Consider the following 20,802-nt stretch of genomic DNA (forward strand, 5'->3'; position numbering starts at 1 on the left):
CACCACCGCGTGCGCCAACACAGATGCAGTGCTCCCCCACCGGGCCAGCCCCCGAGGCCACCGCGTGGCGAGGCCTGGGCCGAGCACACCTTGATGCCAGCGTGCGGTGTGGACGCTAGTCTGGCCGCATGACGACGACCCAGAAGACGGTGGTGGTAACGGGTGCGAGCCGCGGCATCGGCCGCGCCGTGGCGCTGGCCTTCGCGAAGCAAGGTCACGACGTGTGGGCACTGGCGCGCTCGGCGGACGCACTGGCGTCGCTCCAGAAAGAAGGGGGCGAGCGCATCCGTCCACACGCGGTGGACGTGGCCGACGAGGCCGCGCTGCTCGCCGCGACCCAGCGCATCCTCGCGGAGGGCCCACCCCGGGTGCTGGTGAACAACGCGGGTATCACCGTGTCGGCCCCGCTGACCAAGACGCGCACCGAGGACCTCGCGCGGGTGATGGCCGTCAACGTGACCGCGCCCTTCCTCCTGTGCCGCGAGCTCATGCCCTCCATGGCCAAGGCGGGCGGTGGCCGCGTCATCAACATCGGCTCCATGGCCGCGGTGCGCGGCGTGAAGTACACGTCCGCGTACTGCGCCTCCAAACACGCGCTGCTGGGGCTGACGCGCGCGCTCGCCACGGAGTACGCGAAGAAGCACGTGACGGTGAACATCGTGAACCCGGGCTGGGTGGAGACGGACATGTTCGCCGGGGCCACGTCCGCCATCAGCGCCACGACGGGCCGCAGCGAGGAGCAGGCGCGCGAAGCCCTGGCGTCCATGAACGCCATGGGCCGCATCATCACCCCGGAGGAAGTCGCCGCCCTGTGCCTGTTCCTCGCGTCGGACGCGGCCGGCGGCATCACCGGGTCGGCCTACGCCATCGACGGCGGTGAAGTGGGCTGAGACTTCACTCCCAATCCGCCTGACTGCCTGCCCCTCCGCCGCCCCTGCCTGGGTGTGTTGCGCCGGGGGAATCCCATCCCCACTGTGCGCGACCACCCTGGCGACAAGCGGTGGGGTGGGCAGGTGTCAGGAGGCGGGCGTGAGTCGACTTCGAAGCGTGGTGCTGGGCGCGTGTTTGTGGGCGGGCTGCTCCTCACCGGAGGACGCAGCAAGCGCCTCCGCTGAATCGCCCCCAGGCGAGACGCAGACGCCGTCCTCCGAGGGCTCCACCTCCGAGCCGGCACCTGGGCCCACACCGGCCCCACAGACGCCAGCGCCCAGCGCGGCCACGGCGTGCTCCGGGCCCGAGGGGACGGCACGGCTCGCCTGGAGCCATGACGCCGCGTGGAATCACACGGTGGACTTCCGCGGCACCATGGACGCGGACGGCAACACCTATTGGACGGAGTGCGAGAGCAGCTATTGGGTGGACAAGGACCCGAGCCAGCTCGACTGCCAGCTCGTCTCCGTCACGAGGGACGGAGCCATGCGCTACCAGCGCGCCCTCCCCCCACCCGGCGCCTGGGCGGTGCACACGGTGGACGGCGGGCAGCTCTTCGTGACGGGCCGGCTCGCGCTGCTCACCGCGATGGACAGCGCAACGGGACAGGTGCGTTGGAGCGTCTCGCTGGGCGCGGTGAAGGACACCAACCCGGAGGCCCACCACGCGCTCCGCGTCGAATCGCTGGTGCGCAGCCCGCCCTACCTGGTCGCGGTGGTGCATGACACGTTCGGCGACGTGGGCGCGGAGGACTTGCTGGTCGCCGTGCACGCGGACACCGGCGCGGTGGCGTGGCAGGTGCGCATGCCGCCCATCTACGCGCCGCTCGTGGTGGACACGGACGGCAACATCTACGCCGGCGCCTCCGACGTCCTGGAGCAGACCACGGAGCTCTTCTCGTTCTCCTCGGACGGTCAGCTCCGCTGGCGCACGCACCGCGAGGGCGTCCTGGACCCGACCGCGGTGGATGACGGCACGCTGCTGCTGGGCCGCTCGGAGCTGGTGGACGCGGCCACGGGCGCGCCGCGCGCCACGCTGGCCACGGCCTCCGCCGAATCCTTCGACTATTCACTGGGCCGCTCCAGCTCGCCCTTCGGCCGCGCGGCGATGCAGGCGGGGCGCATGCTGGTGCTGCCAGACCTCCAGTGCACCACCGAGGGCTGCCCCACCACCACGCACCCGGGTGACACCTTCCTCTACGGCTTGGACGTCGAAAGCGGCGCGGTGAAATGGCACCGGGCCGTCGGCGCCTGGCCCATGTCGCCCCTCCTCACCCAACGCGATTCGCTGCTGCTGGTGGACCGCCCCGTGGAGGCCCAGTGCGGGGAGAACATCTGCACGGGCGAGGACGCCGGTATCGGCACGTTCCTGCGGGAGCTGGACCTGGACGGCCAGGAGCTGTCCGCGTGCGCGCTGCCGGGGAAGGCGCCCTACATCACCCCGCCCGCGCTGCACCAAGGCCGCGTGGTGCTGGGCGCGTGGACGAACTGGAACGCGGAGAACGATTGGACGCAGCGGATGAGCATCCGCGCCTTCGACCTCGCGACGCCCACCGAGCCCGCGACGGGAGGCTGGGTGAGCGCGGGCGGCGGCAACACGCGCTCAGGACAGGCGAAGCCCGAGGCCGCGCCCGCCCAGGCCCTGCGCTAGAGCCGGTAGCGCCCGACGATGGCGCTCAGCTCTGCGGACGCCGCCGACAACTGGATGGCCGACTGCTCACTGGCGGCCATCCGGTCGACAATCTGGTCCGCCAGGTCCGCCATGGAGCTGAGCGCGGCGAACAGCTCCGCGATGCCCGCGTCCTGCTGACTCACCGCCTCGGCGATGCTGCGCACCGTCTTGCCGTTGTTCTGGATGATGCCCGCCAGCGAGCGGAGGCTCTCGCCCGCGGCGCGCACCTGCTCCAGGCCGCCCTCCACCTCGCGCGCGCCGCCCTCGCTGGTACTCACCGTCTGCGAAATGGCGCGGCCGATGTCACTCAGGATGGACTGCACGCGCGTGGTCGCTCCAGCGGACTGGTCCGCCAGTGAGCGCATCTGCCGCGCCACCACCGCGAACGAACGGCCCGAGTCACCGCTGCGCGCCGCCTCGATGGAGGCATTGAGCGCCAGCACGTTGGACTGGTCCGCCAGGTCCTTCACCGTGCGGGTGATGTCCCCCACCTGCCGCGTGCGCTGATGCAGCTCCGCGATGGTGCGGCCAATGTGCTCCACGTGCGAACGGATGTGCGTGAGCCCGCCCACGCTGCCGGACACGGCGGCCTCACCCGCCTCGCCAAAGCCGCTGGCCTTGTCCGCCTCGCGCAGGATGACATCCACGCGGCGGGCCGCCGCGCGCGAGGCCTCCTGGAGCTGCTGCGCGGCGATCTGCGTCTCATGCAGCGCCACCGCCTGCTGCGACACCGCCTCGTTCTGGACGGCCGCGGACTCGGTGAGCTCCGTGGAGGCCGTCTCGAGCTGCACGGAGGAGTGCTGCAACGCCATCAGCAGCTCGCGCAATTGCGCCATCAGCTCCGTGAAGGAGCTGGCGAGCTGGCCAATCTCGTCCTTCGAGCGCACCTCCAGGCGCGCCCGGAAATCGCCTTCCGACACCATGCGCGCCGTGGCCGCGGTCAGCTCGCGCAGCGGCTCCGTCATCCGCCGCACCAACACGAAGATGGCCGTGCCCGCCGCCGCCGTGAGGGCCACGCCCAGGAGCACCACCAGCAGCAACGAGACGCGGTACTGCGCCGCTTCCTTCCAAGTGTCGCGCGTGAGCAGCAGCTCCACGCCCGGCCCCACGTCCACCCGGCGCAGGTGCAACGACACGCCGCTCACCTTCACCGAATCCGGCCGCCCCTTCCCCGACAACGCCGCGAGCAGCGACTCCGACGACACCGCGCTCAACGCGTGCGCCACCGGCGTCTCCTCCACGGTCAGCACGCCTTCCACGCCGCGCTCGTCGCGCAGCGCCAGGAGCGCCTGCTCCCCCAGCACACGGCCCAACACCACGGAGCCCACGGTGCGGCCACCCGCCTCCACCGGCCGAGACACGGCGTGATGGGGCACGCCGCCCACCAGGACCACGCGCGGCTCGCCCTGCTTCACCAGGGACGCCAACCCGGCCACGCTTCCGGAGGCGAGGCTCGCGCGCACGCCCTCCGCCGCGTCCAACACGACGAGCAGGTCCACGCCCATCAGCGCCTGCTGCGCGCGCAGCTCGGCCTGGAGTTGCGAGGAGTCCGCCGCGTCGCGAGACAACAGCGATGACAAGGTCGCGTTCGCCGCGGTGACGCGCGCGAGCGCGGTGAGTTCTCGCGCCTCGTGAGCCACGACCCGGCTCCAGGCGGATTCGTCCTGGGCCAGCCGCGAGGTGAGCACCTCGTGAGACCACGAGCGAAGCGAGATGGACGTCAGCCCGACACTCAACGCGGAGAGGCCGAGGATGACGAGAGAAAGAGCTGTGGTCAGGCGCGCGGCAAGGCTGTGCGTCATTCGCTGCAAGGCCAGGGGATGGGCGGGGGGACCCAGTGGAGAGAGTTCCAGCCTATCCCGAGAAGGCACCGCTGTTGAGCGTGGATCATCAGGTATCAGGAATGACCCGGAGAAGGCGCGGATGACACGTCACGGGACCTACACCGATGCCACGTGCCTACGTCTTCGGCCATGCCTGCACGCTCGGCCATGGACAGTCGCCCTCGCGTTGCATTGACCGAGATGGAAGCCGCGCGATTGCGTGCGGCCCATGCGCTCGCCCTCTCTTTCGCAAGCCCTGGCATTGCTCGCATTCCTGCCCACGGGCCTTCGCGCGGAGGACATCACGGGCGAAGCCCGAGACCGGGCCGAGCGCTCGTTCACTCCTCGCAACTTCATCAACCTGCGCGTGGGGGGCTCCACGGCGAACGGCAACGGCCGACCAGAGCTCTGCATGGAGCTGTCGCCCGTGGCCTTCCTCTCGCTGGAGGGCTGCGGCACCGGCAGCGGCTTCCTGCACGGCGACCCCGAACCGGAGGTGGCGCACTTTCGAGCGAAGCTGCGGCTGACGAGCTTCGACGTGGCGCGCTGGGGCACGCTGCAGCCGTTCATCGCCGGAGGCTTCGCGGAGTCACAGGTGGGCCGCGACGACCCGGGGTTCCAGTTCAAGGGGACCGACAGGCGCCGCGTGGCGACGACGGGCCCCGAGGGAGGATTCGGACTGCGCTATCTCCGTCCGCTGGCCTCGGGCTTCGAGCTGGTGGGCGACCTCAACTTCAGCCTCGCGTGGCTGCCGCACGCCCCCCAACTCATCAAGCCCGGCGACACCTGGTTGCCCTCCGCCAGCCTCTCCTTCGGCGTCGGGTTCTGAGGCGACTCAGGCCTCCGCGACGCGCAGCACCACCGCGGTGATGTTGTCCTTGCCGCCCGCTTCATAAGCGTCGGAGACCAACGCGTCGCAGACCTCGCGCGCGGAGGACAACGTGAGGCGCTTCATCAAGCCCTCGACGCCCAGCGGCTCGTAGAGCCCGTCCGAACACAGCAGGAAGACATCCCCTGGCTCCGTCTGGAGCCGCTGCACGGTGGGCTCCGCGTTGTCCGTGCCCAGCGCGCGGGTGATGAGGTGCCGCAGGTTTCCAGAGCCCCCAGGGGGCTCCATGCCGGCGTCCCGCAGTTCCTCGATGAGGGAGTGGTCGCGCGTCAGCGGCTCCAGCTTCCCCGCGCGCAACCGGTACAGGCGGCTGTCACCCACGTGCGCCACCGCCGCGCCGTTCTCACTCACCGCCAGGGCCACCACGGTGGACGCCATCTCGCGCAGGCGGCCCACGCGCTGCGCCTGGAGGTTGCGCTGCGCCAGCGCCGAGCACGCCGCCAGCAGGTTCTCCTCATGACTGAGCCGAGGGTCCGGCACCGTGGGCCACATCGAGTCCCGGTCCTGCCCCAACCGCAGGCCAAAGCCCACGAAGGTGTCCACGACACACCGGCTGGCGACTTCGCCCCCTTCTTGGCCGCCCAGCCCGTCCGCCACCACGAACAGTCCCAGCTCCGGCGCCACGCAGAACGCATCCTCGTTGTGCGGCCGACGCCCGATGTGGGTCTGTCCCGCGCTGTCCATTCTCATGACTGCCTCCTCGGGCTTCCCACCAGCAAGCGGGAGGCCAGCGCCCTTCCCCCGACGGACGCAAGCTACGGATACCCCGGATCGATGGATTCCTGGGGAGGGACTGCCACTGCACCGCGCCCTTCGGGCCGCACCCGTCCACTGGCGGACGCTGCAAGTGCCCTCCATTCGTCAACAACCCTCACAACGTGGGGTCGCGCCCCCACACCGGGGACCGCCCTCCACAGGTCGCTGGTGACGGAAGCGCCCGCTCGGCAGGTCGTTTCCACCAGGGTGTGCGAATACCAATGCAACGAAATGACGAACCCGCCGCGCCTGAAGCGGGGGGCGTGGCAACTTCCTGGGGGACGGAGCGACAATTCCGATGCGGCCGGGCGTGTGTGCCGCAGGGGAGAACTCGATGTCGTCCATCCGTCGCATCACCGCGAGCATCTCCAGCGCCATCTCCCGGGCCCGGCTCGATACGAACGTGGAGTCCGTGTCGCCGCTTGCCCCGCGCGAGCCGCTGCAGCCCGTGCCCTCCGTGCGGCGGGGTTACGCAGACGAGAGCGAGTTCCAGGCCGAGGTGGATGACCTGGACACGTCGCTCGCCGCGCACGCGCCGAAGCTGGCGGGCGTGGACGCCACGGACGCGGAGACGCCCGAGCACCTGCGCGTCTTCGCCGGTGAGAGTTCCTTCGAGGCGTCGCCCCGGCGCTACTCGCAACTGCTGGGCTCGCAGCTTCCGTCCGCGCTCGGCGCGCCGCGAGATGCCGTGAGTGGTGGCGGGCAGTACCGGCCCCCGGTCCGTGGCCCCACGGCGCAGGACATGGGCAGCGACCTGCTCTCACCGGAAGCCGCCGCCTGGGAGCTGCAGAACCTGGACAGCGCCCCCCCGCCCACGTCCATGGAAGCGGAGGACGTGCTCTTCATGCTGAATGGGCCCGGCGCCGCGGTGGAGCACGAAGCCCCGCTGGAGCTGGGGCTGGAAGACATCTTCGAGGAAGCGCCGCTCACCGCGTCCGAGGTGGAAGCGGGCTTCGCGAGCGCGGCCAGCAGCCACCGTCCCCGCGCGCAGGGCGCGTTCTTCCCCAGCCCGGATGACGGCTTCGCCGCGGACGCGGTGGATGCCTCGGTCTCCAACACGCCGGCGAACCACGTCGCCCAGGCCGCGGGCATCGATGCCGTGCCGGCCGACGTCGCGACCGCCGCCGCTGGAGACGCGCGGGTCGACGACGCGCCCGCGGGCTTCGCGCTGGGCAGCGCCTACGCGGCCACCTACGGACAGCAGTTCGCCACGCGGCAGGCGCTGGACCCGGCCGTCAGCCCCGCGGGCCCGGATGACTTCCTCGCGGATCCACTCGACCTGGGCCTGATGGTGCCGGACGAGCCGTCCGTGGAGGACGCAGCCGTCGCGGGCGTGCTGGGCTCCATCGCCGCCAACCCCGCCGCGGCGAGCGCGCCCGTGGCCGCGTCCTTCGCCGCGCAAGGTGTCGAGGCGGTCGCGGAGTCCCTGTCGGCGGAGCTGCCGCCCGAAGGCATCCCGGCGGACGCGAGCACCGTGACCAGCGAGCCGCCCCCCGAACACTGAAGCACCAAGCCGCTCACGGAGGCGGCGGGGGCGGGGTCTCGTCGTAGGTCTCAAGCCGCATCAGGACGCCCTGGACGTCCCGATTCAGCTCGTCGAGATAGCGCTGCCGCTCCTCGCTCTGCCACTCCGCGTTGGAGAAGACCGACTCGGGATAGTCGTTCGTGGTGTGCACGTAGCCACGCAGGCTGGTCATCAGCTCGCGGTCCGGGTCGCCCCGCTCCTTGAGCAGGAAGCCCTCCACGTCGCGCAGCTTCAACGGGAAGGTGGGCGCCTCATCCAGCACGAGGTTGCCGGCGATGGTGAGCTTCACCTCCTGGTCCCCCTGCCGCAGCTCCTCGTTGAAGGACACGTGCGCGAAGGGCATGCCGCTCTCGTCGTCCACGCGGCCCGCCACCACGTACCGTCCCGCCTTCTGGACACGAATCCCGAGGTAGAGCTGGAGCGAGCCCTGCTCCAACACCTCACGAACCCGGCCGGTGAACTTCGCCGGAGGCGACGGCGTGTACATGATGTCGAAGAACGCGGAGCCCTCCGTCCCCCCCGAGCGCACCTGGACGTCCACGCGCAGCGTGCCCGAGTACAAGGGGAAGCCCTGCTTCGACGGCTGGAAGCGCCCCGTGAAGGTGCCGTCGCTGGAGAGCGCATCACCGCCCGCGCCGTCGTCGCTGAAGACCAGGGGCACCGGCACCACGCTGTCAGCGCCAGGCATGTGCTCGGCTTCGTGCGCGGTCGCTGAGACCACCTGACAGGGCCGAGGCATGCGCCGCGCGTCCTCGCAGCCGACGAAGAAGTGCACCACCTCGTCACCCACCACGAACACGCGGTCCTGCTTCAACCGGAGCTGCACGTCCGAGCTGTCACGGCTCAACGGGCGCGTGCGCTCCGGCTCCGCCAGCTCCATCTGGTCCGGATGCTCGCTGGCGGGCCGCGACTCGGGCGGATACCGCGTCGCTTTCATGTACGACGCCAGCGCCTGCTTCGCGCGGGCCAGGCGCTGCTCCCACAGGTGTCGCTCCGCCGCCCGCTTCTCGTCCTCGGGGCTGCGCGCCTGCCCCTGGACCGCCACGCCCATCACCGGACCCGGAGACTTCACGCCAGGAGCGCGTCGGGACCGCTCGGGGGCGGATGCCGCCGCCCCCGGGGAGACGACTTCCGCGGCGTCACTGTCAACGGACGCCGCGCCCAGCCGGTTCAACCACCACCACCCCACACACCCCAGGACGAGCGGGATGAGGGGGATGACCCACAAGGCATGACGCGCACGCGACGGGGAAACAGGACCGGTTGGAGTCATGGTGCTTCAGGGGGCGGAAGGCCTCAGTAAGCGTACTTGACGACGTCCGCGCGGACTGGGGCGATGATGCCACCCCACCTGCCCGCGGCGGAGTGATTGTACTCCTCCCGGTCGTCGCGCATCTCCACCGTGTGGAAGCCCCACTTCGCGCGCCCGTCGCTGCACGCCGCCGTGCCCAGGTTCAACGTGCCGCCGCAGAACCAATCCCCGGGGTTGCACTGCGAGCTGCCCGCGCTGCCGGACACGCCACCCGTCGAATGGTACGCCACCGCCTCGTCGTCCTGGCCCGGGAGCACGAAGGAGTACAGCGTGCCCTTGGACGCCGCGAACATGTAGAACCACACGTTGCGCGTGGTGTTGTGGTTGTACATGGCACGCGCGGTGGTGGTGACCAGGTCGCTCACCAGCGGCTCCGACACCGCCCACTCACCAATGTCCGCCAGCTCGCTGCCACCGGCCGCGCCCGACGCCACGTTCACCCACTTGATGTTCCAACCCGGCTGCTTCCTGCCGCCGCTGACGTTCCCACACACGCCGCTGGCGTTGGGCGACGCGTTCTTCACCTGGCGCTCCGAGCCGCCGAACATCGACAGCGCGTAGCCAATCTGGAGATTGCCGGCGCTGTGCGCGGCGATGTAGCACCAGTTGTCGCCCGTGCAGAAGCAGTCCAGGGCATCACGAATCCGGTAGTTCTCCGAACCGATGCGCGCGCGGCCGTCCCAGTTGACGGCCTTCTTGTTCACGCCCGCCGCCGTGTTCGCGGGCCCCCAGTAGCTGAAGTCGTTGTAGTCACCCGCCCGCGTCGTGCCTCCATTGCGGCCATGAATCCACAGGGTGTAGTTGGCCGCAGCGGCCTCCGTACCAGCCAACATCGTGGCGGCGGCGATGACCGTACCGATGAGCTTCTTCATGTAGAGCGCCTCCAGCGCTACCGAGGGGGGAGCCCGCCAGGAGGGGGACCGAGCGGGGAGGCGTACTGTAGAGGCATGAGGTGTAAAAGGTCGAGGTCACGGAAATCTCGACGTACACGCAAGAACTGACGCGTCGCATCAATGCCTTGCATCTCCTCGGGACGCGACACTCCATCGCCCTCGCGTCAACGCATGGTGTCAGCCACGAAGCGATCCAGGCGGGCCAGCGCGTCGGGCAGGTTCGACCGTCCCAACCCCATGCGGAAGTGATTGCCGGGAAAGTCGTAGACGTCACCGGGCAGCAGCAACACGCCTTCGCGCTCGCGCAGCGCTTCCGTGAAGTGGGCCACCGGCGTCTCGCGCAGCAGCTTCGGGAAGGCCACGCTGCCAGCGCGCGGGCGCACCCAGCGGAAGGTGTCCGTGTGACGCGCGAAGAAGGCATCCAGCAGCGCCAGGTTCTCCGTGAGCAACGCGCGGCTGCGCGCGAGCACCCGCTCCTGGGCGCGCAAGGCGATGAGTGACAGCACCTCGCTGGGCGCGCTGTTGCAGATGGTGGTGTAGTCCTTGTAGGCCGCGCACCGCCGGAGCAACGCCTCGTCGCGACAGGCCAGCCAGCCCACGCGCAACCCCGCGAGCCCGAAGGCCTTCGACATCACGCCCAGGCTGATGCCCAGCGGCGAGTGGCTGGCCGCGGGCGGCAGCGTGTCGGCGGTGTCGTACTCCAGCAGCCGGTACACCTCGTCGGACAACACGTAGATGCCACGCTCGCGCGACAGCGCGTACAGCGCGTCGAACGTCGCGCGGTCCAGCAGCGCGCCCGTGGGGTTGTGGGGGAAGTTCACCACCAGGAGCCGCGTCTCGGGCCGCAGCGCGCGGCGCAGGGCGTCCAGGTCCAGGGCCCAGCCGTCCTCCTCGCGCAGCCGCAGCAGCGTCACGTCCGCGCCGGTGGCGCGCGCGACTTCGTGCAGGGACTGATAGCCCGGCCACGTGACGACGGCGTGGTCGCCCGTGCCCAGCAGCACATTCACGAGGACGAAGAGCGCCTCCTCCGCGCCCGCGAAGGTGAGGACCTGGTCGGGCGAGAGGCCGGGATACAGCGCGGCAATCTCCTCGCGCAGGGCGGGCAGGCCCGTGGATTCGGTGTAGCCCAGCGTCAGCCCCTCCCAGCGGGCGCGCTCGTCCGGGCCGGCGAGCGCCAGCAAGTCCTGCATCCGCCAGCCCTCGATGTCCGACGAGCACAGCAGGTAGGGCGCCGCGAACTCCCAGCGCGCGAAGTAACGCTCCAGCTTGAAGTCGGGGATGCGCATGGCGGGCATGTCTGCCTGCTTCACGGCCTGCCGTCCAGCGACGTCCGGCGGCGAAGGCCCGTGCCTAGCTTGAGTCGCGTCCTTTCCAACGCCAGGCCTCATGGGAGCCCCTATGCCCAAGCTCGACATCCCCATCACCTTGCTGGACCCGGACGGCGGGTGGATCAACACCCCCGTCCACGTGTCCGAGCTGGATGAGCTGCCCGTCCTCCTCCACTTCTTCTCCCTCAAGCAGCGCGGGAATGACGCGGACATCGACGCGGTGAAGCGCATCCTCGCGGAGTTCGCGCCCCGGGGCCTGCGCATCATCAGCGTGGACGTCACCGCCTCCGACAAGGAGCTGCGCGACACCAACGCGGTGGAGGCCTTCGCGCGAAAACACGGGCTCTACCACCCCATCGCCGTGGACGACGGCTCCATGGCGCGCGCCTACGACGTGGCGGAGACGCCCGCGTGGCTGCTGTTCGACGCGGACTCGGGCCGGCTGCGCCACCACTTCTCCGGGAAGAACGCCTCCCAGCACGCGCGGCAGGTCCTGGAGCGCTTCGTCCAATCCAGCGCCGCGGCTCCCGCGCACGCCCCCTGACACCCTGGAGTCCACCATGGCGACTCGCCGAAAGAATCCAGACGCTTCCCGCTTCTCGTTCGGCACGGTGGCCGCGGCAGGTATCGGCGCGGTGCTCGGCCTGCGCCGGCTGCTGCGCTCGCGCTTCCAGTTCAAGGACTGCACCGTCCTCATCACCGGCGGCTCCCGGGGGCTGGGGCTGGTGATGGCCCGTCAGCTCCTGAAGGAAGGGGCGCGCGTGGCCATCTGCGGCCGTGACGAGCAGACCCTGGAGCGCGCCCGCGAGGAGCTGGAGCGCACGGGCGGCGAGGTGTACGCCATCCCCTGCGACGTGACGGACCCGGTGCAGGTGGAGGCCCTGGTCTCCGCCGTGCATGAGCGGTGGGGCGCGGTGGACGTGCTCATCAACAACGCGGGCATCATCCAGGTGGGGCCGCTGGAGTCCATGACGTTGGAGGACTTCGAGGAGGCCATGGACACGCACCTGTGGGCGCCGCTGTACACCACGCTGGCCGTGCTGCCGGAGATGAAGCGGCGCGGCAAGGGCCGCATCGTCAACGTCGCCTCCGTGGGCGGCAAGGTGAGCGTCCCGCACCTGGTGCCGTACTCCGCCAGCAAGTTCGCGCTCGTGGGGCTGTCGGACGGCCTGCGCGCGGAGCTGCGTCAGGACGGCATCCTGGTCACCACGGTGTGCCCGGGGCTGATGCGCACGGGCAGCCCGCGCAACGCGTACTTCAAGGGCAACCACGAGGCGGAATACGCGTGGTTCGCCACGGGGGACTCGCTGCCCGTCACCTCGCTGAGCGCCGAGCAGTCCGCGCGGAAGATTCTCGAGGCATGCCGGCGCGGCGACGCCGAAGCCGTGCTGGGCCTGCCCGCGAAGCTGGCCGCCGCCGGGCGCGCGCTGGCCCCCAACCTGACGGCCACGCTCACCGCCTGGGCCAACCGCTTCATGCCCCAGGACAGCAGCCAGGACCGCTACACCGGCAGCCAGAGCGAGACGCCGCTGACGCAGTCCTGGCTCACCGAGCTGACCCGCCGCGCGGCCGAGCGAAACAACGAGACCGAGGTACCGCTGCACTGACGGGCACCCCGGCGGTCCGTCAGTCCTGGGCCATCTCCATGGCCCAGTGGCCCCGGTGCTCGTAGGCCAGGGCGAGCTGCTCGCGCAGGGCGGCCAGCATCCGCGTGTTGCCGTCCTGCTCGTAGCCCTGGAGCGCCTGGTGGCAGCGAGGCAGGCGCGCGAGGAACTCCTTCATCGCGTCCACCGTCAGCTCCTTCACGTACATGCCGTAGCCGAGCTTCTCCAGATAGAGCGCGTTGATGATCTGCTCGAACTGGCCCAGGAGCGGCACGCTGAGCACCGGCTTGCGCAGGTACACCGCCTCGCTCATCAGCGTGTAGCCACCGCTGGCCACCACGCCCCGCGCGGTGCGCAAGTCGTCGATGAAGCCCTTCTCGCTGAAGGGCCGGTACGTGAGGTTGCCGTCCACCAGGTCCTCGGTGATGTCCCGGCGCAGCCCGTACACGCGGCAGGGGATGCCCGCGGCCTTGAGGATGTCGGGCAGCGCCGTGTTGGTGGTCGACGTCTGGTACACGAGCAGGTGCTCGCCGGGCTCGGACTTCGCCTCGAGGATTTCGGGCCGCAGAATCGACGGGGCCAGCGTGGTGCGCCGCTTGCGAAGCTCCGGGTAGAAGAACGAGGTGACGAGGTAGTGGAAGGCCCCCGGCAGCTTCGCCTTCACGATGGCGCGCGAGGTCTCGAAGCTGTCCTCGTAGCCCGCCAGCAGCGCCGGCTCGTGCTTGCACCGGTTGATGACCTGCATGTTGTCCACGCTGATGACGGGCAACCGGTGCGTCTTCGCGAACATGTAGCTGAACGACTCGAAGTCGCTCACCACCACGTCCGGACGGAAGTCATCCACCAGCTCGAAGTACTGGCGGATGTTCTGCGGCCAGCCCTTCACGGCGCCCGTGAGGTTCTGCAGCACCGTCTGCCACTTCTTCACCGAGTTCCCCTCGTAGGCGAGCGTCAGCCCCCAGATGCCGTGCACGTTTTGAAAGCGCTTGGCCAGGTAGTCCTGGGCCCGGCCGGACACCACGATGTGGACCTCGTGCTCCTTCGTGAGCTCCTCGAGGAGGACGCGGGAGCGCGTCGCATGGCCCATGCCTTCGCCGACGACACCGTAGAGGATTCGCATGCCCGGCAGCATACGCGGCCGACACACGCCCCGTTGAGCCCGCCCCACGCTCACGGCTATAGCTGCCCGCATGCCCTCCTCCCCGGAGCCCTCCCCTCCCCCGCGGCCGTCCCTGGGACGCTCCGCCGCGACGGGCCTGTTCGGCGGCCTGCTTTTGGGCGGCCTGGGTCTGCTCGCCGTGGGCCTGAGCAACCTCTTCGTCGCCCCAGGCTGCGAGGGCCTCACCGGGCCGGAGTGCAAGCTGGTGGAGGACGCCACCCGGGAGGTGGGGCGGACCCAAGCCCTGGGCGGGGGAGCACTGACGGCGCTCGGCGCCTCCCTCTTCGCCCTCTTCCGGCCCCGCCCGCCACCCGCGGGCCCGGAGGACGCCTGAGCCCTGGCCGCAATCCCCCCATCGCCCGATGGATGGCCAACCGGACACCAGCCGGGTTAGGTAGTGTGCCCGCGAAGTAAAGTCGTTCTAATTAACTTCTGGCCTAATCATTGGGTTTGGGGGTAGGAGACGACCTTATGCAGCTCGAATCCCTGAAGATGTTTTGCGACGTGGTCGAGACCGGTTCGTTCTCCCGCGCCGCGCAGCTCAATCACGTCACCCAGTCCGCCGTGAGCCAGCAGATTCGCGCGCTGGAGAATCGGTACGAGCAGAAGCTCTTGTCGCGCAGCGCGCGGCAGGTGACGCCGACGCCGGCCGGGGAGCGGCTGTTCCGGGGGTGCAAGGAAATCCTCGCCCGCTTCTCCGAGGTGGAGCAGGAGATTCGCGAGCAGGCCACCGAGGTGGCGGGCACCACCACGGTCTCCACCATCTACTCGGTGGGTCTGCACGAGCTGAACACGGTGCAGAAGCAGCTCCTCAAGTCGCACCCCAAGGTGAACATGCGCCTGAACTACCGGCGCAATGACCAGGTGTACGACGACGTGATTCTGGGCGCGGCGGAGATTGGCATCGTCGCCTATCCGCAGCCCCGCGCGGGCGTGGACATCCTCTCCTTCCGCGACGACAAGCTGGCGGTCGTGTGTGCCCCGGGGCACTCCTTCGCCACGAAACAGAAGGTCAGCCTCACCGCGCTGTCGGGCGTGCCCTTCATCGCGTTCGACCGCGAGGCGCCCACGCGCAAGGCGCTGGACCGGCTCTTCCGCGAGAAGAACATCGACATCAACCCGGTGATGGAGATGGACAACGTGGAGACCATCAAGCGGGCGGTGGAGATGGGCCTGGGCGTGGCCATCCTCCCCATCTCCACGGCGCAGGGTGAAATCAAGGGCGGCACGCTGGTGGCCAAGCCCTTCGCGGAGGGGCCGGTGTCGCGCCCCATTGGCCTGCTCATCCGCAAGGGCAAGTACCTGGACCGCGCCTCCGCGGCGGTGTTGGAGGCGTTCAAGGCCGCCGCCAACCTGCCGCACGCCGACGAGGCCTGAGCCCCGTCAGTAGAGCTTCCGGAGGCGCGCGGCGAAGAACCCGTCGAAGCCCTCCGGACCCGGCAGCGTGCGCAGGTATGCCTGCGTCAGCGGCAGCTTGAGGCCCGGCAGCACGGGCGGCTCGGCCGTCCACTCCGGGTGGCTGCGCAGGAACATCTCCACCTGGTCCTGCCCCTCCAGCGGGTCCATGGTGCACACCGCGTACACGAGCAGGCCCCCGGCCGGAACCGCCTCCTGGCAATTCTCCAGGATGCGCCGCTGAAGCGTGGCCAGCCGGGCGATGTCCTCCTCCTTGCGGCGGTAGCGCAGCTCCGGGTGGCGGCGCAGCGTGCCCAGCCCCGAGCACGGCGCGTCCACCACGAAGGCGTGGAACTCGCCCCAGGCCTCCGGGAAGGGCTCCGCGGCGTCGTGCGCGAAGGCCTTCAGGCGTGACTCCAGCCCCAGCCGGCGGGCCTCCGCCTCAATCTTCCGCAGCTTGTGCGCGTGGAGGTCCACCGCGACGACGTCGTGCGACTGCGCCTGGTGACAGGCCTTGCCGCCCGGCGCCGCGCAGGCGTCCAGCACGCGCGCGGACTCCGGAATCGCGCCGTAGACGCCCACGAGCTGCGCGGCCTCGTCCTGCACCTGCCACAAGCCCTCCGCGTAGCCGTACACGTCCTCCACCCGGCCCACGGACGGCAGGGTGATGCCCACCGGCGACACGGTGGTCGCCGTCGCCTCCACGCCCACTTCCTGGAACTGGGCGAGCAGCGCGTCCCGCGTCACCTTCGCGGTGTTGGCGCGCACCACCACGGCGGGCGACTGGTTGTCGGCCACCAGCATGGCCTCGGCGCGCTCGCGGCCGAACTGGCGCAGCCAGCGCTCCACCAGCCACTGGGGATGGCTCTCCCGCACCGACAGGTGGTGCGCCAGGTTGGACACGGGCGGCAGCGGCGGCCCGGGCAGCTCCGCCAGCTTGCGCAGGATGGCGTTGGCGAAGCCCGCGGCGCGGGCCAGCCCCACCTCCTTGAGCGCCTGCACCGTCTCCGCCACCGCGGCGCGCGCGGGCACGCGGGTGTGGAAGATTTGGTAGGCGCCAATGCGGAGCGCCGCCAGCACCTTGTCCTCCAGCGCGTCCAGCTTCCGGTCGGCGAAGCGGGCAATGGCGTAGTCCAGCGCGAGCTGCCGCCGGGTGGCGCCGTAGGTCAGCTCGGTGACGAGCGCGGCGTCGCGAGGGTCCTTCGGGGGCGACTCGGACAACTGCGTGTCCAGGACGACGTTGAGGTAGGCGTCCGTCGCGCGGACCCGCGCGAGGATTTGAATGGCGAGAGCGCGGGCGTTCATCCTTCGTCGAGCCGGGTCAAGAGGTCCACGAGCTGCTCATCCGAGAGCCGCGTCGCGGGCAGGTTGGAGAGGGTGAGGCTCTGGAGGCTTTCCTCCAGCAAGTCACGGTGGCCGTTCTCCGCGGGCGCGCCGCGCTGCACCGCCTGGTACTGGGAGCGGGCCCAGGCGGCCAGCTCGGCGGCGGAGAGCCGCCCCGAAAGCCGGTCTGAAATCTTCTGGCGCACCAGGGCGCGCGTGAGCAGGTCCGCCGCGGGGGTGAGCCCCTTCACCCCACCCCGCCCCAGCGTCTTCGCCTGACGGGCCGCGCGCAGGTCCTCCACCGGCGCCAGCTTGCGGCCCAGCGTCTTCGTGGGCCCCGCCGTCTTCACCGCGCGCGCCAGCGACCGGGCCGTGTCCGTGGAGCCGTCCTTGCGCGGCGGGCGCTTCAGCACGGTGATGGGCGTCACCTTCGCGCCCTTGGTGGCGCCGCCCTTCTTGCGCGCCAGCGGCTTCTTCGGCTCGGGCATCGTCGCCGAGAAGACGCCGCTGCCAAACGTCTCCAGCGCCTGGAGGTAGGGCTCGAAGCCCGGGCCGCCATGAATCTGGAGCACGCAGGCCTCGCCCACCACGGACTCCCGCGCGGGGGGCTTGAGCAGCACCTCGATGGCGGGCACCCCCGCGGCATCCAGGCCGTCCTTGAGCGAATAGGAGCCGAACAGGCCGGCCGGGTTGATGATGATGCCGTCCAGCTCCTCCAGCTCGCTGCCGAGCGTGTCGAGCAGGTCGCCCTCGTGGTTGGACTGGACCACCGTCAGCTCCACGCCCAGCGCCTCGGCGCGCGCGTGCATCGCGGCGTCCAGGTCCTCCAGCCGCCCGCCGGACGCGCTGTCCCGCACGCCCAGCAGGTTGAGGTTGGGTCCGTGCAACACCAGCAATTTCATGCCCATCACCCGTTCTCCCGTCAGGCCCCGGCGAAGGGCTGGCTGCCCGGCGCCAGCTTGTTCCCCAGCAGGAAGTCGGCGGCGCGCATCACCCGCTTTCCTTCCGGCTGGAGCTCCAGCAGCACCAGCGAACCCTCGCCGCATGCCACCTCGATGCCGTCCGGCCCGGACGCCAGCACCGTGCCGGGAGTGCCACTACCACCACTGGCCAGCGCGCGGTGCACCTTCAGCAGCTTTCCGCCCAGCGTGGTGAAGGCCCCGGGCCACGGCGTGAAGGCCCGCAGGCGTCGCTCCAGCTCCACCGCGGGCTTCGTGAAGTCCAACCGCCCCTGGTCCTTCTCGATGATGGGGGCCAGCACCATGCCCTCGGAAGGCTGCGGCACGGGCTTCAGCTCGCCGCTCAAGTAGGCGGGCAGGAACTCGCGCAGCACCTCGCCGCCCAGGGCGGCGAGCTTCGGGTACAGCGTGGCGCTCGTGTCATCCGCGGCGATGGGCAGGCGCTTCATCGCCAGCACCGGGCCGGTGTCCAGCCCTTCGTCCATCACCATCAGCGACACGCCCGTCTCCGTGTCGCCATGGGCAATGGCCCACTGGATGGGCGCCGCGCCCCGGAAGCGCGGCAGCAGCGAGCCGTGCACGTTGACGCAGCCCTTCGTGGGCAGGTCCAGCAAGTCCTTGGGGAGGATGCGGCCATAGGCCGTCACCACGCAGATGTCGGGCGCGTACTGGCGCAGCTCCTCGGAGAACGGCGGCGTGCGCAGCTTCGTGGGCTGGAGCACGGGCACGCCGCGCGACAGGGCCAGCTCCTTCACGGGCGGCGCCGTCACCGTGTTGCCGCGGCCCTTGGGCTTGTCCGGCTGGGTGACGACGGCCACCACGTCTCCCAGCTCGAAGCACGCGGCCAGCGACGCCACGGCGAACTCGGGGGTGCCCATGAAAACGATGCGGGGTCTGCTCATGGTGGTGCGCTTCTCCTGCGCCGGGCGACTCAGGCCACGGACTTGAAGGTGCTCCCAGTGGGGTTGTCCACTGCCTGACGTTTGCGCGTGTGCAGGGCGCTCAGCGTGCCCAGGGCCTCCAGGGCCTCGGGCGTGGTGGCCACCGGCCGCAGCGCCTCCAGCACCGTCTCCAGGGCGTAGGCTTCGTCGGCCTCGCGCTCCCGGATGCGCGTCACCGCTTCACTGAAGCGGTCGAAGAACAGCTTGAGCTCATCCCCGCGCCGCAGGGGCCGCATGCGCGGATAACGGCCGGCCGCCAGCGCCGACACATAGAGACTCATGACGTGGACGGGGCCCGCGACCCGGTGGGTGAAGACGAGGCCGAAGAGCCCCATCACCACCGCCGTGCCCAGGGCGCCGAGCACCGTGAGCCACAGCAGCGTCTGCCCACCATCCATTCCCGAGGCCACGGACATCACATGGACGCGGTGCGCCAGCAGTCCGAATACGAAGATGCCGCCGGCGCCAATCCCTGCCAGCAGCAAGATGTATTTGAGCTGAAACGGCCGGTCCAGGATGTACGTCCGGCGGACGTGGCTCGGGCGCACCGTCTTTTGATTCCCATCGGACATGTCGTTGACCAGCGTACCCCAGGTGCCCGCAGTGGATTGCTTCCTTCCTCGTGCGAGGTTTACACGGAAGACAGGACAACCTCGCAGCCGCCGTGGAGATCGCATGACCCGCTCTCTGACCGCGTTGTGTGTGGCGCTCTCGTTCGCGCTTTTGGCTGGGTGCAAGGAGGACCCAGCGACCCCCGAGTACTGGGAGTCCAACCTCCAACAGTACCGGCGGGCGGAGGACCGCATCCGGATGGTGGAAGCCATGCGTTCATCGGGAAAGATGAACGAGAGCTTCCTGCCCATGCTCCACGAAAGGCTGGGCTCCGAGCGGAAGCCGGAGGTCCGCGCCGCCATTGCCCGGGCCCTGAGCGACCTGCATCACGAATCCTCGGTGGAGCCGCTGACGAAGGCACTCGACCCGGCCGCGGATGACATGTCCGCGCAGTTGGCCAACAAGGCCATCGTCACGACCCTGGGAGTCATTGGTGACCGCCGCGCCATCCCCGCGCTGATTCCGCTGTTGAAGGCGCGGGACAACTACTCGCGCATCGAGGCCATGGATGTGCTGGGCGAGATGAAGGCCAAGGAAGCGGTGGAGCCCATCATCGCGCTGGCGACGGACGACTCCGTGGAGCCCTTCCTCAACAAGAAGGCCATCGAGGCGCTGGGCAACATCGGTGACGCGCGCGCGGCGCCCGCGCTGGTGCGGATGCTGACCAAGGAGCGCAAGGGCAAGTCCTTCTATGTGGAGAGCTCCTTCGCGCTCTACCAGCTCGGCGCGCCCGCGTCGGACGCGCTGCTGGCCGCGCTGGAGGGACAGGACGAGGAGCTGCTGAAGTGGGCGAAGTCGAATGGCGTCAACCCCGCCAGCTACGCGATGAAGGCGGCGACGGTGCTGGGCGACTTGCGTGAGAAGCGCGCGGTGGCGACGCTGCTGAAGCAGCTCACCTTCACGAACTCGGATCCGCAGATTCAGGCGCTGGTGCGGATGCAGGCGGCGGACGCGCTGGCGCGCATGCGAGTCCAGGACGCGGTGAAGCCGCTGGCCGGACTGGTGTCGGAGCCGGACGCCACGGTGCGGGACGCCTACGTCCGGGCGCTGGTGCGGCTGGGCGGGCGCGACGCGCTGCCCGCGCTGGAGAAGGCGGCGGGCACCGGTGACTGGTACGCGCGCGACTCGGCGGTGAAGGGCATTGGCATGTTGGGAGATGCCCGGGAGCTTCCGCTGATTCAGAAGCTGGCCGCGGCCGAGCCGGCGCGCACGGCGGCGGACTGCAAGCAGGCGGACGACGAGGGCTGCGACGACCCGGCGGCGCTGGGCAAGCAGCGGGCGGACGCCATCGCCGGCCAGGCGAAGCTGCTGGAGGTGGCGCAGGCGTGCACGGGCAACGCGGCGTGCTGGGTGCAGCGCATGGAGAAGGCGGACCCGCGGCTGCTGGAGCGCGCGGCGCTGGAGGTGGGCCGCTCGGGCGCGGCCGAGCACGCCGGAGCGCTGGCCACGCGGCTGGGCGAACGCGACACCGAGGCGCGCATGGCGCTCATCCTCTCCGTGGGCTGGCTGCTGGAGGGCTCGAAGGACGCGACGAAGAAGGTGCGCGACGTGTCGCTGGAGCCGCTGCGCAAGCAGCTTCGGGATGAACAGGGCAACACCCAGTTGGTCAGCGTCAACGAGGACCTGCGCCGGTTGGTGACCACGCTCGACCGGCCTTGAACCTCGGAACCCGGCCCTGGGTG

The 20,802-nt window shown here is 70.2% G+C and carries 19 protein-coding genes; 9 read left to right on the plus strand and 10 right to left on the minus strand.

What is annotated here, in order from left to right; genetic code table 11:
- The first annotated feature begins 128 nt into the window (after positions 1-128).
- Positions 129-890: an SDR family NAD(P)-dependent oxidoreductase gene (locus A176_RS27080; RefSeq protein ID WP_002635480.1), complete on the plus strand. Its 762-nt coding sequence runs from the start codon at positions 129-131 to the stop codon at positions 888-890.
- Between the two features lie 139 nt (positions 891-1,029).
- On the plus strand, positions 1,030-2,580 hold the full coding sequence (locus tag A176_RS27085; protein WP_002635479.1) for an outer membrane protein assembly factor BamB family protein: 1,551 nt from the start codon (positions 1,030-1,032) through the stop codon (positions 2,578-2,580).
- Here the strand turns inward: A176_RS27085 and A176_RS27090 are convergent.
- The gene (locus A176_RS27090) at positions 2,577-4,403 is read right to left on the minus strand and encodes a methyl-accepting chemotaxis protein (RefSeq protein WP_002635478.1); all 1,827 of its coding nucleotides are present in this window, start codon (positions 4,401-4,403) and stop codon (positions 2,577-2,579) included. The two genes, A176_RS27085 and A176_RS27090, sit on opposite strands and share 4 nt — an antisense overlap.
- A 250-nt stretch (positions 4,404-4,653) precedes the next feature.
- On the opposite strand from A176_RS27090, the gene A176_RS27095 reads away from it, so the two are divergent.
- A complete protein-coding gene (locus A176_RS27095; RefSeq protein WP_044889371.1) occupies positions 4,654-5,253 on the plus strand; it encodes a hypothetical protein in 600 nt (199 codons plus the stop codon).
- 6 nt (positions 5,254-5,259) lie between these two features.
- On the opposite strand, the gene A176_RS27100 is transcribed toward A176_RS27095, so the two are convergent.
- The gene (locus tag A176_RS27100) at positions 5,260-6,003 is read right to left on the minus strand and encodes a PP2C family protein-serine/threonine phosphatase (RefSeq protein ID WP_044889370.1); all 744 of its coding nucleotides are present in this window, start codon (positions 6,001-6,003) and stop codon (positions 5,260-5,262) included.
- A gap of 400 nt (positions 6,004-6,403) precedes the next feature.
- On the opposite strand from A176_RS27100, the gene A176_RS27105 reads away from it, so the two are divergent.
- Positions 6,404-7,573 (plus strand): hypothetical protein, encoded by a 1,170-nt coding sequence (locus tag A176_RS27105; protein ID WP_002635475.1) that lies wholly within the window; start codon positions 6,404-6,406, stop codon positions 7,571-7,573.
- A gap of 13 nt (positions 7,574-7,586) precedes the next feature.
- On the opposite strand, the gene A176_RS27110 is transcribed toward A176_RS27105, so the two are convergent.
- From A176_RS27110 to A176_RS27120, 3 genes are all read right to left on the minus strand, one after another.
- Positions 7,587-8,867, minus strand: a complete 1,281-nt coding sequence (locus A176_RS27110; protein WP_002635474.1) for a choice-of-anchor X domain-containing protein — start codon at positions 8,865-8,867, stop codon at positions 7,587-7,589.
- Between the two features lie 23 nt (positions 8,868-8,890).
- Complete coding sequence (locus tag A176_RS27115) at positions 8,891-9,778, minus strand: hypothetical protein (protein ID WP_002635473.1); 888 nt, start codon at positions 9,776-9,778, stop codon at positions 8,891-8,893.
- A gap of 185 nt (positions 9,779-9,963) precedes the next feature.
- Complete coding sequence (locus A176_RS27120; protein WP_044889470.1) at positions 9,964-11,085, minus strand: aminotransferase class I/II-fold pyridoxal phosphate-dependent enzyme; 1,122 nt, start codon at positions 11,083-11,085, stop codon at positions 9,964-9,966.
- 112 nt (positions 11,086-11,197) lie between these two features.
- Here A176_RS27120 and A176_RS27125 point away from each other — a divergent pair, with 112 nt between their 5' ends.
- Both A176_RS27125 and A176_RS27130 read left to right on the plus strand, forming a co-directional pair.
- The gene (locus tag A176_RS27125) at positions 11,198-11,671 is read left to right on the plus strand and encodes a peroxiredoxin family protein (RefSeq protein WP_002635471.1); all 474 of its coding nucleotides are present in this window, start codon (positions 11,198-11,200) and stop codon (positions 11,669-11,671) included.
- Positions 11,672-11,687: 16 nt separating this feature from the next.
- Positions 11,688-12,734, plus strand: coding sequence for an SDR family NAD(P)-dependent oxidoreductase (locus tag A176_RS27130; protein ID WP_002635470.1), 1,047 nt, complete (start codon positions 11,688-11,690; stop codon positions 12,732-12,734).
- 19 nt (positions 12,735-12,753) lie between these two features.
- Here A176_RS27130 and A176_RS27135 read toward each other — a convergent pair whose 3' ends face one another.
- Positions 12,754-13,851, minus strand: coding sequence for an MJ1255/VC2487 family glycosyltransferase (locus A176_RS27135; protein WP_193409805.1), 1,098 nt, complete (start codon positions 13,849-13,851; stop codon positions 12,754-12,756).
- Positions 13,852-13,921: 70 nt separating this feature from the next.
- On the opposite strand from A176_RS27135, the gene A176_RS27140 reads away from it, so the two are divergent.
- Both A176_RS27140 and A176_RS27145 read left to right on the plus strand, forming a co-directional pair.
- The gene (locus A176_RS27140; RefSeq protein WP_021781021.1) at positions 13,922-14,224 is read left to right on the plus strand and encodes a hypothetical protein; all 303 of its coding nucleotides are present in this window, start codon (positions 13,922-13,924) and stop codon (positions 14,222-14,224) included.
- 137 nt (positions 14,225-14,361) lie between these two features.
- Positions 14,362-15,267 carry a LysR family transcriptional regulator gene (locus A176_RS27145; protein ID WP_002635467.1) on the plus strand — a complete coding sequence of 302 codons (906 nt, stop codon included), beginning with the start codon at positions 14,362-14,364 and terminating at the stop codon, positions 15,265-15,267.
- Between the two features lie 6 nt (positions 15,268-15,273).
- Here A176_RS27145 and rsmB read toward each other — a convergent pair whose 3' ends face one another.
- From rsmB to A176_RS27165, 4 genes are read right to left on the minus strand one after another with little or no spacing between them, the layout of a single operon-like run.
- A complete protein-coding gene (rsmB, locus tag A176_RS27150; protein WP_002635466.1) occupies positions 15,274-16,590 on the minus strand; it encodes a 16S rRNA (cytosine(967)-C(5))-methyltransferase RsmB in 1,317 nt (438 codons plus the stop codon).
- Positions 16,587-17,510: a type II 3-dehydroquinate dehydratase gene (locus A176_RS27155; RefSeq protein ID WP_044889469.1), complete on the minus strand. Its 924-nt coding sequence runs from the start codon at positions 17,508-17,510 to the stop codon at positions 16,587-16,589. The genes rsmB and A176_RS27155 overlap by 4 nt, the downstream gene beginning before the upstream one ends.
- A 20-nt stretch (positions 17,511-17,530) precedes the next feature.
- Positions 17,531-18,469, minus strand: coding sequence for a methionyl-tRNA formyltransferase (fmt, locus tag A176_RS27160; RefSeq protein WP_002635464.1), 939 nt, complete (start codon positions 18,467-18,469; stop codon positions 17,531-17,533).
- A gap of 29 nt (positions 18,470-18,498) precedes the next feature.
- Positions 18,499-19,080 (minus strand): hypothetical protein, encoded by a 582-nt coding sequence (locus A176_RS27165; protein WP_044889369.1) that lies wholly within the window; start codon positions 19,078-19,080, stop codon positions 18,499-18,501.
- A gap of 103 nt (positions 19,081-19,183) precedes the next feature.
- On the opposite strand from A176_RS27165, the gene A176_RS27170 reads away from it, so the two are divergent.
- Positions 19,184-20,779, plus strand: a complete 1,596-nt coding sequence (locus tag A176_RS27170; RefSeq protein ID WP_021781019.1) for a HEAT repeat domain-containing protein — start codon at positions 19,184-19,186, stop codon at positions 20,777-20,779.
- Positions 20,780-20,802 lie beyond the last annotated feature (23 nt).

Origin of the sequence: Myxococcus hansupus (assembly GCF_000280925.3) — a bacterium.
In the GTDB taxonomy this organism is placed as follows: Bacteria; Myxococcota; Myxococcia; order Myxococcales; family Myxococcaceae; genus Myxococcus; species Myxococcus hansupus.